Source organism: Nocardia brasiliensis (assembly GCF_042691675.1).
In the GTDB taxonomy this organism is placed as follows: domain Bacteria; phylum Actinomycetota; class Actinomycetes; order Mycobacteriales; family Mycobacteriaceae; genus Nocardia; species Nocardia brasiliensis_D.
The window spans coordinates 736,357-755,385 of sequence record NZ_CP170507.1 but is presented as its reverse complement, the minus strand read 5'-3'; the positions used below and the strand labels follow the sequence as shown (position 1 = coordinate 755,385).

Below are 19,029 nucleotides of genomic sequence, written 5' to 3'. Positions count from 1 at the left end.
AGAACGTGTTCTACATATCGACAAGGGGTGCGAGCCGACGTAATTGCGCGACATCGGGAACCGACACCAGCAGCATGGTGACACCGGCCGCCGACCAGACCCCGAGTTGCTTACGGACGTGTTCCTCGTCGCCGATGATCGCCGTGTCGAGAATCAGCTCGTCCGGCACCACGGCCGCCGCCTCCGCCTTCTTACCCGCCTGGAACAGCCTGCCGATCTCGTCGACCTCGCGCTCGTAGCCCATCCGCCGGTAGACCTGGGCATGGAAATTCTGCTCCGGCGCACCCATGCCGCCGATGTAGAGCGCCATGATCCAGCGCATCCGTTCGATCTCACTCGCCGCGTCGTCGGTGACCACCACCTGACAGCTCGCGGCGATCTCGAAGTCCGCCCGCGACCGCCGCGCGCCCGCCCTGGCAAAACCCTCGTCGAGCCAGTCGTTGTACATGTTCGCCAGTCGGGGCGCGTAATAGATCGCGAGCCAGCCGTCCGCGATCTCCGCGGTCAGCGCCACGTTCTTCGGGCCTTCCGCGCCGAGCCAGATCGGCAAATCCGCACGTAGCGGATGCACTATCGGCTTGAGCGGCTTACCGAGACCGGTAGATCCCGGCCCCTGGTACGGCAGCGGATAGTTCGGCCCGTCGTTGGTGACCGGTGCCTGCCGCTCGAGAATGCGCCGGATGATCCCGACGTACTCCCGGGTGCGCTGCAACGGCTTGGCGAACGGCTGCCCATACCAGCCCTCCACCACCTGTGGCCCGGAGACACCGAGCCCCAGGATGGCTCGGCCGCCGCTGAGATGATCGAGCGTGAGCGCGTGCATGGCCGTCGCGGCGGGCGTGCGGGCCGACATCTGCACAACGGAAGTACCGAGCCGCACCCGCTGCGTCGACGATCCCCACCAGGTCAGCGGGCCGAAGGCATCCGATCCCCAGGATTCCGCGGCGAATACGGCGTCGAACCCGGCGCCCTCGGCCGCGATCACCAACTCGCCCGCATTCTGCGGTGGCTGCGCCATCCAGTACCCGAGTTGCAATCCGAACTTCATGCGCCACCCTTTCCGAGCCAACTGCTTGCCAGCAGAATAAGAACCTGTTCTACTCGACATTGTGACTCAGGGGAATACTGCATCCGGCGTAATCGCCGATGAGAGAGGGGCGAAATTGAACACAGCGTCGCGCAGTGACTCCATGAGGGGCGGCGGCCGGGCGACAGGTGTGCACACCGCACCCGATGTACTCAGTGCGCCCCTGCGAATGCGATTCGACTACACCCGGTCCGTCGGACCGACCATCGGCAATTTTCTGACCAACCTGCGCGCCCGCAAGCTCGTCGGCGCGCGCGGCTCGGACGGGCGGGTGCTGGTCCCGCCGCCGGAATACGATCCGATCACCGCCGACCCGCTCACCGAGTTCGTCGACGTCGCCGACACCGGCACCGTCGAATCATGGACCTGGGTGCGCGAACCGCTGCCCGGCCAGCCGTTCGACCGGCCGTTCGCGTGGGCACTGATCCGGCTGGACGGCGCGGACACCACCCTGCTGCACGCCGTCGACGTCGCCACGCCGGACGCCATCCACACCGGCATGCGGGTGACCGTCCGGTGGGCCGCCGAGACCACCGGCAGCATCCACGACATCGCCTGTTTCGAACCGGGCGAAAAGTCCGACGCGCCTGCGGAATCCGCCCCCGGCGGCGAACCGATCACCATGATCACCACGCCGGTCGACCTCGCCTACAAACACACCGCGTCGCCGCAGGAAACCGTCTACCTGCGCGGACTCGCCGAAGGCAAACTGCTCGGCGGACGCACCGACGCCGCGGGCAAGGTGTACTTCCCGCCGCGCGGCGCCAACCCCACCGACGGCAGGCCCACCGATGAGATCGTGGAACTGCCCGACCGCGGCACGGTCACCACTTTCTGCATCGTGAACGTGCCGTTCCTCGGTCAGCGGATCAAGCCACCGTATGTCGCGGCGTATGTGCTGCTGGACGGCGCGGACATTCCGGTGCTGCACCTGGTACTCGGTTGCGAGGCAAGCGAAGTGCGCATGGGCATGCGGGTGCAAGCCGTGTGGAAGCCGCGCGAGGAGTGGGGCTTCGGGCTGGAGAACGTGGACCACTTCCGCCCCACCGGTGAGCCGGATGCCGACTACGAGACCTACAAGCACCACCTCTGAGAGGCGCACGTTGACTGACAAAGCTCCGTCTACCCGCCCCGCCGTCTCCGCGGGCTCCGACGGCTACCGTCCCCCTAGCGACATCGCGATCGTGGGTTTCGCCCACGCGCCGCATGTGCCGGAGACCTTCGGCACCACCAATGGCGTGGAGATGCTGGTGCCCTGCTTCCAGCAGCTCTACAGCCGGCTCGGCATCACCAAGTCCGATATCGACTTCTGGTGCTCCGGATCCTCCGATTACCTTGCCGGACGCGCTTTTTCGTTCATCTCCGCGATCGATGCGATCGGCGCGGTGCCGCCGATCAACGAATCGCATGTCGAGATGGACGCCGCATGGGCGCTGTACGAGGCCTGGGTGAAACTGCGCTCCGGACAGGCGAAGACCGCACTGGTGTACGGCTTCGGCAAGTCGTCGGCGGGCACGCTGCGCCAGATTCTCACCATGCAGCTCGATCCGTACCTGGTCACGCCGCTGTGGCCGGACGCGTGGTCCATCGCGGGCCTGCAGGCCAGGGCCGGACTGGACGCGGGCCGCTGGACCGAACGCGATATGGCGGCGGTGGCCGCAGGCGATGACGGCGACGTCGAAAGCCTACTCGGCACACCGTATGTCGCCGATCCGCTGCGGGCCCACGACATCGCGCCGATCACCGACGGCGCCGCCGCGATCGTGCTCGCGGTCGGCGACCGGGCCCGCGAACTCTGCGAACGTCCGGCATGGATCACCGGGATGGCGCACCGGGTGGACACCCCGACGCTCGGCGCCCGCGATCTCACCGTCTCGCCCTCGACTTCGGCTGCCGCACAAGCGGTTACCGGCGGCAATACCAGCTTCGATATCGCCGAGCTGCACGCGCCGTTCAGTCATCAGCAGCTGATTCTCGCGGAGGCGATCGGCTTGACGAACGGCACGAAGGTGAATCCATCGGGCGGCGCGCTTGCCGCGAACCCGATGTTCGCCGCCGGTCTGGAGCGCATCGGTTTCGCGGCCGAGGCGATCATGGATGGGTCCGCGAATCGCGCACTCGCCCATGCCACCAGCGGCCCCGCGCTGCAGCAAAACCTTGTGACTGTCTTGGATTCGGAGGCGAGCCGGTGAGCGAGCGCAGCGAGGGAACCATCAACACAGCGTCCGAAGGGAGCGGCGGAGCCGTGAGTTTCCCGGCTGCGGTGCTCGGCACCGGACAAACCCATCACGTGACGAAACGAACCGATGTGTCGATGGCGGGCATGTGCCGCGAAGCCATCGATCGCGCGCTCGTCGACGCCGGCCTCACCATCGCCGATATCGACGCGGTGGTGGTCGGCAAGGCGCCGGATCTGTTCGAGGGCGTCATGATGCCCGAGCTGTATCTGGCGGATGCGTTGGGCGCCACCGGAAAACCGCTGTTGCGCGTGCACACCGCCGGTTCGGTCGGCGGCTCCACCGGCGTGGTCGCCGCGAATCTGGTGCAGGCCGGGGTGCACAAACGCGTGCTCGCGATCGCCTGGGAGAAGCAGTCGGAGTCGAACGCCATGTGGGCGTTGTCGATTCCGGTGCCGTTCACCATGCCGGTCGGCGCGGGTGCGGGCGGCTACTTCGCCCCGCACGTGCGTTCCTACATCCGGCGCTCGAACGCGCCGAGCCATATCGGCGCGATGGTCGCGGTCAAGGATCGCCGCAATGGCGCCAAGAACCCCCACGCCCACCTGAAGCAGCCCGACATCACGCTGGAATCCGTGTTGGCCTCACAAATGCTGTGGGACCCCATTCGTTTCGATGAGACTTGCCCGTCATCGGACGGCGCGTGTGCCCTCGTGATCGGCGACGAAGAAGCGGCCACCGCCGTCGAAGCCACCGGCAAGAAGGTCGCCTGGGTGCACGGCACCGCGATGCGGACCGAGCCGACCACGTACGCCGGGCGCGACCAGGTGAACCCACAGGCCGGGCAGGACGCGGCCGCCGCGCTGTGGCAAGCGGCGGGAATCACCGACCCGCTCGACGAGATCGACGTGGCCGAGATCTACGTGCCGTTCTCCTGGTTCGAGCCGATGTGGCTGGAAAACCTCGGCTTCGTGCCGCAGGGTGACGGCTGGAAGCTGACCGACAAGGGCGAAACCGAGATCGGCGGCATTCTGCCGGTCAACCCGTCCGGCGGCGTGCTCTCGTCCAATCCGATCGGCGCATCCGGGCTCATCCGCTTCGCCGAGGCCGCCAAGCAGGTGATGGGCCGCGCCGGTGCCTACCAGGTCGAAGGCGCCCGCAAGGCATTCGGCCACGCCTATGGCGGCGGCTCCCAGTACTTCTCCATGTGGGTTGTCGGGTCGGAGAAGCGATGAGTCCGCTGAACTTCACCCTCGGCATCGCGCTGAGTCCGCTGGATCAGTTGCCCGAGCTGGCCAAAACGGCTGAGGAGTGCGGTTTCTCGTCGGTCGCTCTGCCGGATTCGCTGTTCTATATGAAGTCCGCGGCGGCGAAGTATCCGTACACCGCAGACGGTAGCCGATTCTGGGGACCGGAGACGCCGTGGGTGGACCCGCTCATCGGGGCGACCGCCATGGCCATGGTGACCAGCCGGATTCGGTTCTACACCAACGTGCTCAAGCTCGGGTCACGCAATCCGCTGCTGCTGGCCCGGCAGGTGGGTTCGGTGGCCAATCTGTCCGGTAACCGCTTCGGATTCGGTGTCGGGATCGGCTGGGCGCCGGAGGAATTCGAATGGTGTGGCGTGCCGTACGCGCGGCGCGGCGCCCGGGTGGACGAGATGATCGAGGTCATCAAGCTGGTGCTGGGCGGCGGCATGGTCGAATACCACGGCGAGTTCTTCGATTTCGAGCTGCTGCAGGTGAGCCCGGCGCCGACCGAGCCGGTGCCGTTCTACATCGGCGGGCACACCGAGGCGGCGCTGCGCCGGGCCGCCCGCGTCGGCGACGGCTGGACCTCGGCGATGATGACCTACGACGAGCTGTGCCGCACCATCGGCAAGCTCGACGCGCTGCGTGCCGAATTCGGCCGGGGCGACGCGCCGTTCGAGATCCAGGCGGTGTGCGTCGACCGGTTCGGCCGTTCGGGCTATCAGGAGCTGGCGGATGCGGGCGTAACCGACGCGATCGTGGTCCCCTGGCTCACCGAAGGCATCGGCTTCGACGGCGAGCTCGCCGCCAAACAGGACGCGCTGCGCCGATTCGCCGCGGCGCATATCGAGGACCCGATCGTCGCCGCCGCGCGGTGACCGCCGACTCCCCCGCAGAACACAAGGAGCGACCATGACCGCCACCACCACCGACCATCCGGCCCGGGTAGCCGGGCTGGCTTCGCAGGCCGCCGTGCGGGCTCGGGACAAGCAGGCGTGGGTGGCACTGTTCGCCGAAGACGGCATCGTCGAAGATCCCATCGGCCCTTCGGGTTTCGACCCGGAAGGCAAGGGTCACCGCGGCAAGGCGGCGATCGCGGACTTCTGGGACAAGGCGATCGCGCAGACGACGGCGATCGAGTTCCTGTTCGGCGACTCGTTCGCGTGCGGGAACGAGGTGGCCTTCACCGGCACCATCCGCAGCACGCTCGGGAGCCATCAGATCGACGCCGACGGCGTATTCACCTATCGGGTGGACGAGTCGGGCAAAATCGCCGCGCTGCGGGCCTTTTGGGAGGTCGACCGCGCGATGGCCACCGCCAAGAAGATCAGCTGAACCACTGGGCGAAAGGCCCTCGAACCGGCGTGGCGACGACCGGGACGAGGGCCTCTTTCGTGGTCAGTGCGCGACCGGACAGGTCTTGTAGTCGACCGGAAATTCCTTGATCCCGTTCAGCCAGCCGGACCGGAGCCGCTTCGGCTCACCGATCTTGGTGATATCCGGCAGATGGTCGGCGATGGCGTTGAAGATCAGGTCGACCTCCAGCCTGGCCAGGTTCGCACCGACACAGAAGTGCGCGCCGGTGCCGCCGAAGGACAAGTGTGGGTTGTCCTTTCGCATGATGTCGAACTTCTCCGGATGCTCGAACACGTCCTCGTCGAAGTTGGCCGAGCGGTACAACATGACCACCCGTTGCCCCTTCTTGATCTGCACGCCGCCGAGTTCGGTGTCTTCCAGCGCGGTCCGCTGGAACGAAGTGACCGGAGTCGCCCACCGGATGATCTCGTCGGCGGCAGTGGCCGGGCGTTCCTTCTTGAACAGCTCCCACTGGTCCGGGTTCTCCATGAAGGCGTTCATCCCGTGCGTGATGGCGTTGCGGGTCGTCTCGTTGCCCGCCACGGCCAGCATGATCACGAAGAAGCCGAACTCCTCCTCGCTGAGCTTGTCGCCGTCGACGTCCGCTTCGATCAAGGTGGTGACCAGATCGTTGGCCGGACATTCCTTGCGCGCCGCGGCCATTTGGTATGCGTAGCCGAGGATTTCGGCCGAGGCCATGACCGGGTCGGCATCGTTGTCCGGGTCGTCGTAGCCGGTCATGTCGTTCGACCAGGTGAAGACCTTCATCCGATCTTCCTGCGGGACGCCGATCAGCTCGGCGATCGCCTGCAGCGGCAGTTCGCACGCGATCTGCGCGACGAAGTCGCCGGTCTCGGACTCGGCCGCCGCCTTGACGATCGACTCGGCCCGCGCCGAGAGTTCGGCGCGCAGACCGTTGATCGCGCGCGGGGTGAAGCCGCGGGAAATGATCTTGCGCAGCTTGGTGTGCTCAGGGGCGTCCTTGTTGATCAGGACGAACCGTTGCAGTTCGATCTGTTCGCGGGTGATGTCGTCGTTGAAGCGCGGGATGGCGGTGTTCTCGAAGGTGGAGAACACGTCGCTGCGCCGGGACACCTCTTTGACATCGGCGTGCTTGCTGACCACCCAGAAGCCCTCGTCATGGAAGCCACTGACCTCGGCGGGCTGCGGATTCCACCAGATCGGAGCGGTGCGGCGCAGCTCGGCGAACTCTTCGACCGGAACCCGCTCGGCGTAGATGTCGGGGTCTGTGACATCGAATCCGTCCGGCAGATTCGGCCGGATATTCCGAGGGTCTACCACCAGATGTCTCCTTCGACAAACTGAAACACGTTCTATAATCATTGAAGCATAGGCGGCAGTATGAGGAAAGAAACCGGACAGAACCGCCTTCGAAAACTACGGAGAACTCGTTTCAGTTTTCTGTCCCATACGAAAGGTTGGACATGGGCACACCCGTCATCGTCGAGGCCGCGCGCACTCCCATCGGCAAGCGCGGCGGCTGGCTGGCCGGGCTACACGCCGCCGAGCTACTCGGCCTCGCCCAGCGCGGGCTGCTCGAACGCGCCCATCTGGATCCGGCGCAGGTCGAGCAGGTCATCGGCGGCTGCGTCACCCAGGCGGGCGAGCAATCCAACAACGTGACGCGGGTCGCCTGGCTGCACGCCGGACTGCCCTGGCAAGTCGGCGCGACCACCATCGATGCGCAGTGCGGCTCGGCACAGCAGGCCAACCACCTGATCGCCGGACTCATCGCAACCGGCGCGATCGACATCGGCGTCGCCTGTGGCGTCGAGGCGATGAGCCGAGTTCCGTTGGGCGCCAATGTCGGCGAGCACGCCGGCGCACGCAGGCCGGCATCCTGGAGCATCGACCTGCCGAATCAGTTCGAGGCGGCCGAGCGGATTGCCAAGCGACGCGGCATCACTCGCGCCGACGTCGACGAGTTCGGCGCCCGTTCGCAGCGCCTGGCCGGGGCGGCGTGGGCACAGGGGCGCTTCGATCGCGAGGTGCTCACCATCACCGCGCCCGCCGTCGACAAGGCGGGCAAGCCGACCGGCGAGAAGCTGGACGTGTCACGGGACCAGGGACTGCGCGAGACCACCGTCGAGGGACTGGCGAAGCTGAAGCCGGTACTGGAGGGTGGCATCCACACCGCCGGGAGTTCGTCACAGATCTCCGACGGCGCCGCCGCGGTGCTGCTGATGGACGAAAAGGCCGCGCAGCGAGCAGGTTTGCGACCAAGGGCACGAATCGTCACCCAAACGTTGGTCGGCGCGGAGCCGGAATTTCACCTCGACGGTCCGGTGCAGGCGTGCTCCCGCCTGCTGGAGCGGTCCGGAATGACCATCGGCGACATCGACCTCTTCGAGATCAACGAGGCCTTCGCGTCGGTGGCGCTGTCCTGGGCCGCGGTGCATCAGCCGGATTTGGACCGGGTCAATGTCAACGGCGGCGCGATCGCACTGGGCCATCCGGTGGGCGCTACCGGATCCCGGCTGATCACAACGGCTTTGCATGAGCTGGAGCGAACGGGCCGCAGCACCGCCATGGTGCTGATGTGTGCCGGTGGCGCAATGGCGACAGGGACGATCATCGAGCGGCTGTAGGGCCCTCGACCCCTCGAAACCGGATTGTTGAACGTTCATCCCCCAGGCCCCGAAACGTGTCGTACGCCACATCTTCCGGAGGACCGACAACTAGATGAGACGTCAGCTATCTTGCCGCTATCAAGCGTGTATCGTGGAAGACCTCCAGGACGGGCCAGAACCGGTCCGTACGTCGGCTTCTCGAGAGCCGTTGGGGTGACCCGCAAACGCAACGGTCCCAGTACCTTCGCCGGACTGGCACCTAGAAGCTTCAAGGAAATCCGGAATCAGGCGTAGGTTTTCAGTTACTGAGCCGCTAATATCAATGATACGTATCCGAGATAACGACTGTTAGTACAGCGAAGGGAATTGGGCGGCTCACAATGGCTGATTTCGCGGCGCGGCTGAACAAGCTGTTCGAAACCGTGCATCCCCCGGGGCGTAAGCCGCACACCAACGCGGAGGTTGCGGCTGCGCTGACGGCCTCCGGACATCCGATCTCGAAACCGTACCTGTCGCAGTTGCGGTCGGGACAACGGACGAACCCGTCCGATGAGACGGTGGCCGCCCTGGCGAAGTTCTTCAAGGTCAAGCCGGACTACTTCTTCAACGACATCTATGCCGCCAAGATCGATCACGATCTGGAGTTGCTGTCCCAGCTGCAGGGCTACGGACTGCGACGGCTGTCGAGTAGAGCGTTCGACCTGTCCGAAGAATCTCAGAACCTCCTCACGTCCATGGCGGAGAAGTTGCGGGCAAGTGAAGGCTTGCCCGAAATTCCTCCGGATGGCACCGAATAGGTTCTCTTGCACGGAAGCACAGTGCGACCCACAGGGTCGCACTGTGCTGTGTTATGTGCGCGTCCGGCCGGCCAATGTGCATAGGCGGCACAGCCGTGCCCAGGGAAATAGGGGCTTGTTCGTCAAGGGGTACTGACGATGCCGAACATCGGCTGATGCAAGCACATTCGAGAATTTTGGAACTAGTCGCCGCACAAGGGTTTTCTCGGCCAACTGATTTCGTGAGTACATGGGTAACTCATAGGGAAGACCCAGAACTCAGCGGCTCGCTCCGCCGCCGGCCAGCAACGCACATCTCGGGGCACGCACTAGTGCGCTGAATACCCGTCAGAGGCGCAACAGCTCAATTTCGAGCGGGTTCGAGTGTTGTCGCGTCATAGGCCCTAGCGATGGCCTGGACCCAGCCGCGCGGACTAATCCCCTCCGGCGGAGCAATCCACCGTGCGTCGAGCGCCACATCGCCCAGTGGGTTTCGCGCCCACTGCGCCACGGTGTCCGCGCGCTCCGCGATCGACGGTGGCGGCGGCGGCACCGCGGCGAGCACCACACCGCCGCCGGACTGGAGGTAAAGGGCGTCCATGATCTGCGCCACTTGATCGGACGCGCGCAGCTGAGTGGACGTACCGGTCTGGTCGTGCGCGACCACTTCTGGAAACCGACCGACCATGATGCGGTGCAACAGTCGAATCTGGCGCAGCAGCACCCGCGCTCGCACCCACAGCTCCACCACGATCCACACCGCGCCGAACGCGATCAGCAGGCTCGCCACTTCCCATGCCTGCCATGCCCAGTTCGGCTGGCCCGGAGCCACCGGCGGCGCCTCGGTGAACGCGCGCCGGATCTCCAACATCGCGAGCCCCGCGACGACCGCGGTGCCTGTGGTGTAGATCGCAATGCCCCGTCCGAGCGTGGTCCAGTCGAGGTTGCGGAGACCGGTGACGATGATGAATACCGCGCCGACCGTGACCACCTCCCAGCCCAAGGTGAACGACCAGGCGAGGGTGGCGACCACTGTGACGACACCGAGACTGTAGATGGCCATGGCGACCTGACGCAGGTTCTGCCGGGAGCACACCGGCCAGGCGGCGAAGGCGACCACCGAGGTGGCCGTGACGAAGATGACCCAGGCCGAGACCACGACACCGTCGGACAGCCAGCCGGCCCGCACGCCCTGCGGACGCAGGTTGTCCAGCGCCACCGCGATCTCGGGGACCGCGACGGTGGCGGCCAGCGCGACCGCGGCGACCGCGATCACGATGGCCACTCGCGCCGTCGTCGCGGGTTTGACCAGCACGCGCCCTACCCGCGCGCCTGCCGCCATCCAGACCAGCAGAGCCGTCAACCAGAGGGTCATCCCAACGCCTCATCGAATCGAAGGACCGAGACGCCTGCGCCCCGGGAATTGAACACGCGCAGTCGGGTCATCAGCATGGCGGCGAAGGTCTCGGCCTCCCACTCGGCGAGCTCGTCCGCGCCGTCATCGAGGATCTGCTGGTGCGCCCGCTGGCTCAACATGTAGGCGATCAGATCGTCACTGGCCTCGATCGTCACCTCGTCGGCCGGCGCGCCCTCGTGGTTGAACACGATGTGCCCCAACTCATGTGCGAGGGTGTGCTCCCGGCTCGGCAGCGATTCGGCGAGCACGATCACGTCCCGATCGGGGTAGAGCCTGCGCTGGCCGCACACGCCAGGACCCAATTGCGCACTGGCGATTTCGATTTCGCGGTGCCGCTCGCTCGCGATGGCGAGCACCACCTCGTCGAGGGTGGTGGCGTCGAAGTCCGCGGCGACGGCGCACACGGCGTCGACCGCGGCGGCGACCCGTCGGTAAGACCGCGAGCTGTTCTGAGTCTTGCTCTCACTCATGCCATCACCCCTCACGGCCTCGGGAAGAACATGGCACGGGCGGCGTCGACTCTGGCCTGCGCGGCCGCGGCGCTCTGGAAACTGACCGCGCCGGAACCGGCTCCCGCCAACCCGAGGGCGATCAGACCGCCGATCACCGACAGCAGCTTGGGTTTCGGGAGTCCGTCGTCGGCGCTGGTGGGCCGCACGTCGGGGTTCGGCTGGGCGGGTGCCGCCTGCACCGGTGGTGGCGGAGGTGGCGGAGGCGGGGGTGGTGGTGGCGCAGCTGGAACCGCAGCCGGGACCGGCACGAGTACGGGGAGCGCCGGGATGGCCGGGACGGCCGGAGCAGACGGCACCGGAGGGATCACGACCGGCGGAACGACCGGAGTCGGTGGTGCGGGAATGGGGATCAAAAGCAACAGCAGCGGAGCCGCCGAGCCGACGGCAGCCGAGCCCACCGCAGCGGAACCCACTGCGGCCGAACCTGTTCCGGCGGAACCGACACCGGCAGAACCGACTCCGGCGGAACCGACACCCGCGGAACCCACCCCGGCCGAACCGACACCCGCGGAACCGACGGCCGCCGAACCCGTTGCGCCGACGCCGATCCCGGCGGATCCGACCGCGGCGGAACCCGTTGCCAAGGCGCCGACTCCCGCGGAGCCGGTGAGGCCGAGCGCGGCCGAACCGGAACCGAGGACGACGCCGAGTCCGGCCGAGCCGGTACCGAGCGTCACCCCGAGCCCGGCGGAACCGGTACCCAAGAGCGCGCCGAGCCCGGCCGAACCAGCGGCGGCTGCCGAGCCTGCCGCGGCCGACCCACCAGCCGCGGCGGAACCTCCCGCGGCGGAACCCGCGGCAGCGGAACCTCCGGCGGCAGCCGAGCCCGCGGCGGCGGAGCCGGCCGCCGAACCCGAGCCGATAGCGGGGTTCGTCGGCACCGCGCTGACGTCCGAACGCTGCCCGGGGACGGACAGCGGATACCAGGTTTCGCCGGTGTCGTAGGGCGGCGGAGCGGGGTCCGCAGCACACTGCGGGCAGCTGCCTTCGGGCTGCGCCTCGGCCGCGACAGGCCCGAGTAGCGCAAAGCCGGCCACAGTCCCAGCTACTGCAACCACACGGAATGTGCGACCAATGGCCATGCGCCGAGCCTTCCCCTCAGTTGTAAAGCGCAGATATTGCCCGGTCGCGACTCTCACACGGGACTTTTAGCGGATAAGGGCCCATGTTAACCCCCGTCCGTTATCGGCGCAGGAAGAAGGTCGGATGCCCGGTCAGGCCCCGTACACCGGCTCGGGCGGCATACCCTTGGCTACCAGGTCAGCTACCACCGGGCCGAGCTCGGCCGGCGACCACCTGGCTCCGCGATCGACCGCGACGCCGTGCCGCCATCCCTCGGCCAGCGCGATCTTGCCACCCTCGACTTCGAACATGCGCCCGGTGACCGCGGCCGATTCTGGGCTGCCGAGCCAGACGACGAGTGGGGAGATGTTCTCCGGGGCCATCGCGTCGAAGCCCTCGTCCGGCCGGGCCATGGTGTCGGCGAAGACGGTCTCGGTCATTCTGGTGCGGGCGGCGGGGGCGATGGCGTTTACTGTGACGCCGTAGCGAGCGAACTCCGCGGCCGCTGTCAGCGTAAGTCCGGCAATACCCGCCTTCGCCGCGCCGTAGTTGCCCTGGCCGATGCTGCCCTGCAAACCAGCACCGGAGCTGGTGTTGATGATGCGGCCATCGACCGGACGACCGGCCTTGGACTCACCGCGCCAGTACTCGATCGCGTGCCGCATGGTGACGAAATGACCCTTGAGGTGCACGCGGATCACCGCGTCCCATTCCTCCTCGCCGAGGTTGACCAGCATCCGGTCGCGCACGAAACCGGCATTGTTGACCAGCACGTCCAGTCCGCCGAAGGTGTCCACGGCCTGGCGGATAAGCCGTTGGCCGCCTTGCCAATCCGCGACGTCGTCGCCATTGGCCACGGCCGTGCCGCCGAGTGCCTCGATCTCCGCGACGACCTGCGCCGCCGGGGTCTCGGCGGTCGCCGCGCCGTCGAGCGCCGAACCGAGGTCGTTGACGACCACCTTGGCCCCGGCCGCGGCGAAGGCGAGCGCGTGCGCGCGGCCGATGCCACGGCCCGCGCCGGTGACGATGACGACGCGGCCTGCGCAGAGCTGCTCGGAATCCATACCTGTGTCCTCTTCGTGTGTGTCCGATGTGTTCAGGACTGCTGCTGCCCGGCAGCCGCGGTGGACGCGGCCAGGAAGGCGGGCCGCTCACCGCCGCCGTGCACCAGCAGGGCGGCGCCGCTGACGTAGGACGCCAGCGGGGAGGCCAGGAAGGCGGCGCAGCGGCCGATGTCGTCCGGGTGGGCCAACCGGCCGAGCGGGATCGTCTCCCCCACCGCGTCGACGCCGTCCTGGTCGCCGTAGTGCAGCTGGCTCAGCTCGGTGTCGACCGGGCCGACGACGAGGGAGTTGACCCGGACCTTGGGTGCCCATTCCACGGCCAGCGAGGCGGTCAGGCTGTCCATGCCCGCTTTGGCGGCGCCGTAGGCTGCGGTACCTGGCGACGGCCGGTGACCGCTGACGCTGGAGATGTTCACGATCGAGCCGCCGTCCGGCTGCCGCTGCATCACCGCATTGGCCGCCTGCGAAACCAATAACGGCGCAAGCAGATTCAGCTCGACGATCTTGGCGTGAAAGTTTTTGCTCGCCGCGGCAGCCAGGGCGAACGGTGCGCCGCCCGCGTTGTTGACCAGATGGTCGAGGCGGCCGTGGCGCTCGACGACCGTTTCGATCAACACCCGCACCGCGTCGGCGTCGCGAATATCACAGGACAGGAATTCGATGGCGCGGCCGCCGACCTCGATCGGCGCGTCGGCGGGCCGCCGGGCACACGCGATCACGGTCCCTCCCGCCGCGAGGAATGCCCGGCTCACACCCGCCCCCACACCGCGGACGCCGCCGGTCACCAGAACGACGCGGTCGGCCAGATCGATTTCGAGTGCCACCGTGCTAACCTACCAAGCAACTGCTTGCTTTGCCAACGCTGGGCTTATGCCGAGCCGGATTGATCACGATCGGGCTGGGGCCATCACGAAGGGATAGGCGATGGGGATCAACCGTCACTCCGAATCCACCGGTATCACCGTGGTCACGGTCGACTATCCGCCGGTCAACGCCATACCGACCGACGGCTGGTTCGATATCGCGGACGCGATCCGCGCGGCGGGGCGGGACAAGGAGACGCGAGTCGTGGTGCTGCGCGCCGAGAATCGCGGTTTCAACGCGGGCGTGGACATCAAGGAGATCCAGAGCAAGCCGGGCCATCAGGCGCTGATCGACGCGAATCATGGCTGCTTCGAGGCATTCGCGGCGGTATACGACTGCCCGGTGCCGGTGATCGCGGTGGTGCAGGGCTTCTGCCTCGGCGGCGGCATCGGCCTGGTCGGCAACGCGGACGTGGTGATCGCCTCCGACGACGCCACTTTCGGCCTGCCCGAGGTCGATCGCGGCGCGCTCGGCGCGGCCACCCATCTGTCCCGGCTGGTGCCGCAGCACCTCATGCGGGCGCTGTTCTACACCGCGAGCACCATCACCGCGCAGCAGTTGCAGCACTTCGGCTCGGTGTATCAGGTGGTGCCGCGGGCCGAACTCGACGCCGCCGCAATGGAAGTCGCCAAGAACATCGCCGCCAAGGACGGCCGGGTGATCCGCGCGGCGAAGCGGGCGCTCAACGGCATCGACCCGCAGGACGTACACCGCAGCTACCGGTACGAACAGGGATTCACCTTCGAACTCAACCTCGCCGGTGTCGCCGACGAGATCCGCGCCCGGTTCGACGACGATCTGGCGGCGCGCAAGGCCGAGCAGTAACGGCGAGCGTGAGCGCAGGCCCGGAGGCGGCAGCTTGCGTAACCACGGAGGGACCGGGAACGCCGCCAATTAGACAGGGACTCAGAAGTCATGCGAGACAAGCGAATGTCGCTGGACGAGGTCGTCGGCGAGTTGCGCAGCGGAATGACCATCGGCATCGGCGGCTGGGGTTCACGGCGCAAGCCGATGGCGCTGGTACGGGCCATCCTACGGTCGGACCTCACCGATCTGACGGTGGTCAGTTACGGCGGGCCGGACCTCGGGTTGCTGTGCTCGGCAGGCAAGGTGAGCAAGGCCTATTACGGGTTCGTATCGCTGGATTCGCCGCCGTTCTACGACCCGTGGTTCGCGCACGCGCGGACCTCCGGTGCGCTGGTGGCGCGCGAGATGGACGAGGGCATGCTCAAGTGCGGGCTGGAGGCGGCCGCGGCCCGGCTGCCGTTCCTGCCGATCCGGGCGGGACTCGGCTCGGATGTGCCGAACTTCTGGGACGGCGAACTGCGCACGGTCACTTCACCTTACCCCGATGCCGAGGGGCGGACGGAAACGCTGATCGCGATGCCCGCGCTGCAGCTCGATGCCGCGCTGGTGCATCTGAATATCGGCGACCGGCACGGCAATGCCGCTTACACCGGTGTCGACCCCTATTTCGATGACCTCTACTGCCTGGCGGCCGAGCGCCGGTACGTGTCGATGGAGCGGATCGTCGAGACCGACGAGTTGGTGAAAGCCGTTCCCCTGCAATCGCTGCTGCTCAACCGGATGATGGTGGACGGAGTTGTCGAGGCGCCCGGCGGAGCCCACTTCACGCTGGCCGGGGACAGCTACGGCCGGGACGAGAAGTTTCAGAAGCACTACGTGCAATCGGCGAAAAGCCCGGAGACTTGGCAGGAGTTCGTGGACAAGTATCTGGCCGTCTCCGAAGACGAGTACCAGGCCGCAGTCCGCGACTTCGCAGAGGAGGCTTCGCGATGAAGAGTACCGAAACCATTACCCGGGCCGAGGTGTGCGCCGTCGCCTGCGCGGAGATCTTCAGTGGCGCAGGCGAAATCATGGCGAGCCCGATGTCGCCGATGTCGATCATCGGTGCGCGCCTGGCCAAGCTGACCACCGAACCGGATCTGCTGCTCTCCGACGGTGAGGCGCTGTTCTTCGCCGACACTCCCCCGCTGGGCGGTAAAGGACCGATCGAGGGCTGGATTCCGTTCCGGCGGGTGTTCGATGTCGTAGCCTCCGGCCGACGCCACGTGGTGATGGGCGCCAACCAGATCGACCGGTACGGCAATCAGAACCTTTCCGCGTTCGGTGCGCTACAGCAGCCGACCCGGCAGATGTTCGGGGTACGTGGCGCGCCCGGGAACACGATCAATCACGCCACCAGCTACTGGGTTTCGCGGCACACCAGCCGGGTGTTCACCGACCGGGTCGACATCGTCTCCGGCGTCGGCTACGACAAGGTGGATCCGGCAAACCCGGCGTTCCGGTTCCATCACCTGCACCGGGTAGTGACGAACCTGGGCATCTTCGATTTCGAGGGTCCTGGCCACACCATGCGGGCCCGCAGCCTGCACCCCGGCGTCACGGCCGCCGAGGTCGCCGAGAACACCGCGTTCGAGATCGACGGACTCGCCGATGCGCCGGAAACCCGGCTGCCCAATGCCGAGGAACTGCGGTTGATTCGGGACGTGCTCGATCCCAAGAAGATTCGGGACACCGAGGTGCCGTCATGACCGCGCGGTTGCGCACGCCGCTGACCGAGCTCGTCGGCGTCGAACACCCCATCGTGCAGACCGGAATGGGCTGGGTGGCCGGCCCCAGCCTGGTCGTCGCCACCGCCGAGGCGGGCGGGCTGGGCATTCTGGCGTCGGCCACCATGACCTACCCGGAGCTGGCAGCGGCGATCGCGAAGACCAAGGCGCACACCAGCAAACCGTTCGGTGTGAACATCCGCGCCGACGCGTCGGACGCTCCCGAACGCATCGATCTGCTGATCCGTGAGAAGGTAGCGGTCGCGTCGTTCGCGCTGGCGCCCAAGCAGGACCTCATCGCCAAACTGAAAGACGCGGGCGTGGTGGTGATTCCGTCGATCGGTGCGGCCAAGCACGCGGTGAAGGTGGCGTCCTGGGGCGCCGACGCGGTCATCGTGCAGGGCGGCGAGGGCGGCGGACACACCGGCCCGGTGGCCACCACCCTGCTGCTGCCGTCGGTACTGGACGCGGTCGATATTCCCGTGGTCGCCGCAGGCGGCTTCTTCGACGGTCGTGGCCTGGCCGCGGCGCTGGCCTACGGGGCGGCGGGGGTCGCGATGGGCACCAGGTTTCTGCTCACCAAGGAGAGCACCGTACCCGAGGCCGTCAAGCAGGAGTACCTGCGCAGGCAGCTGCAGGACACCGTGGTCTCCACCAAGGTCGACGGCATGCCGCACCGGGTGCTGAACACCGAACTGGTGCAGCGGCTGGAGCATTCGGGCCGGGCTCGCGGTCTCGCCGCGGCGGTGGCCAATGCCGCCAAGTTCAAGAGCATGACCGGCATGAAATGGTCCACCCTGGTCCGCGACGGGCTGGCGATGCGAAAGACCAAGGACCTCACCTGGTCTCAGGTCGTCATGGCGGCCAACACGCCGATGCTGTTGCGCGCCGGTCTGGTCGAGGGCAACACGCAGGCGGGGGTGCTCGCCGCGGGCCAGGTCACCGGCATCATCGAAGACCTGCCCAGTTGCCAGGAACTCATCGACCGCATCGTCACCGACGCGATCACGCGCATCGAAGAGCTGCGCAAGGTGCTCTGAACACCAACGCGGATGCCCCGCTCCAGCCAGGGAGCGGGGCGTTTCGCGGTTGCGCTACTCAGCTGCCGAGACGCTCGATGATGGTGACGTTGGCCGTGCCGCCGCCCTCGCAGATGGTGAGCAGCCCGTAGCGGCCGTTGATCCGCTCGAGTTCGTTCAGCAGCGAGGCGAAAAGCTTTGCGCCGGTGGCGCCGAGCGGGTGGCCGAGCGCGATGGCGCCACCGTTGACGTTGACCCGCTCCGGGTCCGCGCCGGTCTCCTGCAACCAGGCGAGCACGACCGGTGCGAAGGCCTCGTTGATCTCCACCACATCGATGTCATCGATGGTGAGGCCGGTCTTCTCGAGCGCCCACTTGGTCGCCGGGATCGGCGCGGTGAGCATGAAGATCGGGTCGGCGCCCCGCGCGCTCACGTGATGGATGCGTGCTCGCGGCGTCAAACCGTAGGCCTCGACGGCCCATTCGGAGGCGAGCAGGGTGGCGCTCGCCCCGTCGGAGATCTGGCTGGCCACGGCCGCGGTCAGCGGGCTGCCCTCGGCGAGCGGGGGCAGCGTCGCCATCTTCGCCAGGCTGGTCTCGCGCGGTCCCTGATCGATCCAGAAGTCACCGACCGGCACGATCTCCCGATCGAAGCGGCCGTTCTTGATGGCATCGCGCGCCCGCTCGTGGCTACGCAATGCCCAGCGCTCCATGTCTTCCCGGCTGATCCGCCACTTCTCCGCGATCAGCTGGGCGGCGCGGAACTGGGTGACCTCGGCGGTGCCGTAGCGATGATCCCAGCCCGCGGAACCGACGAACGGCGAGTCGAATCCGTACTCCTTGCCCGCGTACATGGCGGCGGAGATCGGGATGGCGCTCATGTTCTGCAGCCCGCCCGCCACGATCACCTCGGCGGTGCCGCTCATGATGGCCTGCGCGCCGAAATTGATGGCCTGCTGGCTGGATCCGCACTGCCGGTCGACGGTGACGCCGGGCACCGCTTCCGGGTATCCGGCGGCCAACCACGCGGTGCGGCCGACGTTTCCGGCCTGCGGACCGACATTGTCGACGCAACCGATGATCACGTCGTCGACATTGCCGGGATCGATCGGGCTGCGGTCCAACAGTCCGCGCAGCGCGGCGGCACCGAGGTCGGCGGGGTGCACGGCGGCCAGCGCGCCGCCGCGCTTGCCGACCGGGGTGCGCACCGCATCGATCACGTAGGCGTCCCGCAGCGGGGCATACGGGCGGCGGGGGGTGGCTGGTGCTGACATCGAAGAAC

General features: G+C 67.2%; 19 protein-coding genes. 11 read left to right on the top strand and 8 right to left on the bottom strand.

What is annotated here, in order from left to right; translation table 11 throughout:
- Positions 1 to 10: 10 nt before the first annotated feature.
- Positions 11 to 1,048 carry an LLM class F420-dependent oxidoreductase gene (locus tag ACFK0J_RS03865; protein WP_378736627.1) on the bottom strand — a complete coding sequence of 346 codons (1,038 nt, stop codon included), beginning with the start codon at positions 1,046 to 1,048 and terminating at the stop codon, positions 11 to 13.
- Between the two features lie 208 nt (positions 1,049 to 1,256).
- Here ACFK0J_RS03865 and ACFK0J_RS03860 point away from each other — a divergent pair, with 208 nt between their 5' ends.
- The 5 genes from ACFK0J_RS03860 to ACFK0J_RS03840 all read left to right on the top strand — a co-directional run bounded on the left by ACFK0J_RS03860 (position 1,257) and on the right by ACFK0J_RS03840 (position 5,849).
- Positions 1,257 to 2,180 (top strand): Zn-ribbon domain-containing OB-fold protein, encoded by a 924-nt coding sequence (locus ACFK0J_RS03860; RefSeq protein ID WP_378736625.1) that lies wholly within the window; start codon positions 1,257 to 1,259, stop codon positions 2,178 to 2,180.
- An 82-nt stretch (positions 2,181 to 2,262) separates the two neighbouring features.
- Positions 2,263 to 3,279, top strand: coding sequence for a thiolase domain-containing protein (locus ACFK0J_RS03855; RefSeq protein ID WP_378742613.1), 1,017 nt, complete (start codon positions 2,263 to 2,265; stop codon positions 3,277 to 3,279).
- Between the two features lie 53 nt (positions 3,280 to 3,332).
- A complete protein-coding gene (locus tag ACFK0J_RS03850; RefSeq protein WP_378736623.1) occupies positions 3,333 to 4,499 on the top strand; it encodes a thiolase domain-containing protein in 1,167 nt (388 codons plus the stop codon).
- A gap of 5 nt (positions 4,500 to 4,504) precedes the next feature.
- Complete coding sequence (locus ACFK0J_RS03845; protein WP_378742611.1) at positions 4,505 to 5,392, top strand: TIGR03619 family F420-dependent LLM class oxidoreductase; 888 nt, start codon at positions 4,505 to 4,507, stop codon at positions 5,390 to 5,392.
- Positions 5,393 to 5,426: 34 nt separating this feature from the next.
- Complete coding sequence (locus ACFK0J_RS03840) at positions 5,427 to 5,849, top strand: nuclear transport factor 2 family protein (RefSeq protein ID WP_378736621.1); 423 nt, start codon at positions 5,427 to 5,429, stop codon at positions 5,847 to 5,849.
- 63 nt (positions 5,850 to 5,912) lie between these two features.
- Here ACFK0J_RS03840 and ACFK0J_RS03835 read toward each other — a convergent pair whose 3' ends face one another.
- Entirely contained in the window at positions 5,913 to 7,214 is a 1,302-nt protein-coding gene (locus ACFK0J_RS03835; RefSeq protein WP_378736619.1) for a cytochrome P450, read from the bottom strand.
- Between the two features lie 101 nt (positions 7,215 to 7,315).
- Between ACFK0J_RS03835 and ACFK0J_RS03830 the strand changes: the two genes are divergently transcribed.
- Both ACFK0J_RS03830 and ACFK0J_RS03825 read left to right on the top strand, forming a co-directional pair.
- Positions 7,316 to 8,479 (top strand): steroid 3-ketoacyl-CoA thiolase, encoded by a 1,164-nt coding sequence (locus ACFK0J_RS03830; RefSeq protein WP_378736617.1) that lies wholly within the window; start codon positions 7,316 to 7,318, stop codon positions 8,477 to 8,479.
- 362 nt (positions 8,480 to 8,841) lie between these two features.
- Complete coding sequence (locus ACFK0J_RS03825; RefSeq protein ID WP_011207048.1) at positions 8,842 to 9,258, top strand: helix-turn-helix domain-containing protein; 417 nt, start codon at positions 8,842 to 8,844, stop codon at positions 9,256 to 9,258.
- A 343-nt stretch (positions 9,259 to 9,601) separates the two neighbouring features.
- Here the strand turns inward: ACFK0J_RS03825 and ACFK0J_RS03820 are convergent, their stop codons facing one another.
- From ACFK0J_RS03820 to ACFK0J_RS03800, 5 genes are all read right to left on the bottom strand, one after another.
- A complete protein-coding gene (locus tag ACFK0J_RS03820) occupies positions 9,602 to 10,612 on the bottom strand; it encodes a hypothetical protein (protein WP_378736615.1) in 1,011 nt (336 codons plus the stop codon).
- Positions 10,609 to 11,124 (bottom strand): ImmA/IrrE family metallo-endopeptidase, encoded by a 516-nt coding sequence (locus ACFK0J_RS03815; RefSeq protein ID WP_218473242.1) that lies wholly within the window; start codon positions 11,122 to 11,124, stop codon positions 10,609 to 10,611. Before ACFK0J_RS03815 ends, ACFK0J_RS03820 begins: the two co-directional genes overlap by 4 nt.
- Positions 11,125 to 11,135: 11 nt before the next feature.
- Positions 11,136 to 12,203, bottom strand: a complete 1,068-nt coding sequence (locus ACFK0J_RS03810) for a hypothetical protein (protein ID WP_378736612.1) — start codon at positions 12,201 to 12,203, stop codon at positions 11,136 to 11,138.
- A 177-nt stretch (positions 12,204 to 12,380) separates the two neighbouring features.
- On the bottom strand, positions 12,381 to 13,292 hold the full coding sequence (locus tag ACFK0J_RS03805) for an SDR family oxidoreductase (protein WP_378736610.1): 912 nt from the start codon (positions 13,290 to 13,292) through the stop codon (positions 12,381 to 12,383).
- Between the two features lie 32 nt (positions 13,293 to 13,324).
- A complete protein-coding gene (locus tag ACFK0J_RS03800; protein WP_378736608.1) occupies positions 13,325 to 14,116 on the bottom strand; it encodes an SDR family oxidoreductase in 792 nt (263 codons plus the stop codon).
- Between the two features lie 100 nt (positions 14,117 to 14,216).
- Between ACFK0J_RS03800 and ACFK0J_RS03795 the strand changes: the two genes are divergently transcribed.
- From ACFK0J_RS03795 to ACFK0J_RS03780, 4 genes are all read left to right on the top strand, one after another.
- Positions 14,217 to 14,981: an enoyl-CoA hydratase family protein gene (locus tag ACFK0J_RS03795; protein WP_378736606.1), complete on the top strand. Its 765-nt coding sequence runs from the start codon at positions 14,217 to 14,219 to the stop codon at positions 14,979 to 14,981.
- A 90-nt stretch (positions 14,982 to 15,071) separates the two neighbouring features.
- The gene (locus tag ACFK0J_RS03790; protein WP_378736604.1) at positions 15,072 to 15,956 is read left to right on the top strand and encodes a CoA transferase subunit A; all 885 of its coding nucleotides are present in this window, start codon (positions 15,072 to 15,074) and stop codon (positions 15,954 to 15,956) included.
- The gene (locus ACFK0J_RS03785; protein WP_378736602.1) at positions 15,953 to 16,711 is read left to right on the top strand and encodes a CoA-transferase subunit beta; all 759 of its coding nucleotides are present in this window, start codon (positions 15,953 to 15,955) and stop codon (positions 16,709 to 16,711) included. The genes ACFK0J_RS03790 and ACFK0J_RS03785 overlap by 4 nt, the downstream gene beginning before the upstream one ends.
- A complete protein-coding gene (locus ACFK0J_RS03780) occupies positions 16,708 to 17,769 on the top strand; it encodes an NAD(P)H-dependent flavin oxidoreductase (protein ID WP_378736600.1) in 1,062 nt (353 codons plus the stop codon). The genes ACFK0J_RS03785 and ACFK0J_RS03780 overlap by 4 nt, the downstream gene beginning before the upstream one ends.
- A 58-nt stretch (positions 17,770 to 17,827) precedes the next feature.
- Here ACFK0J_RS03780 and ACFK0J_RS03775 read toward each other — a convergent pair whose 3' ends face one another.
- Positions 17,828 to 19,021: an acetyl-CoA C-acetyltransferase gene (locus ACFK0J_RS03775; protein WP_378736598.1), complete on the bottom strand. Its 1,194-nt coding sequence runs from the start codon at positions 19,019 to 19,021 to the stop codon at positions 17,828 to 17,830.
- Positions 19,022 to 19,029: the final 8 nt, after the last annotated feature.

Coding starts and splice junctions, on each gene's coding strand:
- ACFK0J_RS03835 (WP_378736619.1), bottom strand. CDS start 7,214: ATGATTATAGAACGTGTTTCAGTTTGTCGAAGGAGACATCTGGTGGTA.
- ACFK0J_RS03780 (WP_378736600.1), top strand. CDS start 16,708: ATGACCGCGCGGTTGCGCACGCCGCTGACCGAGCTCGTCGGCGTCGAA.
- ACFK0J_RS03820 (WP_378736615.1), bottom strand. CDS start 10,612: ATGACCCTCTGGTTGACGGCTCTGCTGGTCTGGATGGCGGCAGGCGCG.
- ACFK0J_RS03805 (WP_378736610.1), bottom strand. CDS start 13,292: ATGGATTCCGAGCAGCTCTGCGCAGGCCGCGTCGTCATCGTCACCGGC.
- ACFK0J_RS03825 (WP_011207048.1), top strand. CDS start 8,842: ATGGCTGATTTCGCGGCGCGGCTGAACAAGCTGTTCGAAACCGTGCAT.
- ACFK0J_RS03815 (WP_218473242.1), bottom strand. CDS start 11,124: ATGAGTGAGAGCAAGACTCAGAACAGCTCGCGGTCTTACCGACGGGTC.
- ACFK0J_RS03790 (WP_378736604.1), top strand. CDS start 15,072: ATGCGAGACAAGCGAATGTCGCTGGACGAGGTCGTCGGCGAGTTGCGC.
- ACFK0J_RS03775 (WP_378736598.1), bottom strand. CDS start 19,021: ATGTCAGCACCAGCCACCCCCCGCCGCCCGTATGCCCCGCTGCGGGAC.
- ACFK0J_RS03830 (WP_378736617.1), top strand. CDS start 7,316: ATGGGCACACCCGTCATCGTCGAGGCCGCGCGCACTCCCATCGGCAAG.
- ACFK0J_RS03865 (WP_378736627.1), bottom strand. CDS start 1,048: ATGAAGTTCGGATTGCAACTCGGGTACTGGATGGCGCAGCCACCGCAG.
- ACFK0J_RS03860 (WP_378736625.1), top strand. CDS start 1,257: ATGCGATTCGACTACACCCGGTCCGTCGGACCGACCATCGGCAATTTT.
- ACFK0J_RS03795 (WP_378736606.1), top strand. CDS start 14,217: ATGGGGATCAACCGTCACTCCGAATCCACCGGTATCACCGTGGTCACG.
- ACFK0J_RS03785 (WP_378736602.1), top strand. CDS start 15,953: ATGAAGAGTACCGAAACCATTACCCGGGCCGAGGTGTGCGCCGTCGCC.
- ACFK0J_RS03840 (WP_378736621.1), top strand. CDS start 5,427: ATGACCGCCACCACCACCGACCATCCGGCCCGGGTAGCCGGGCTGGCT.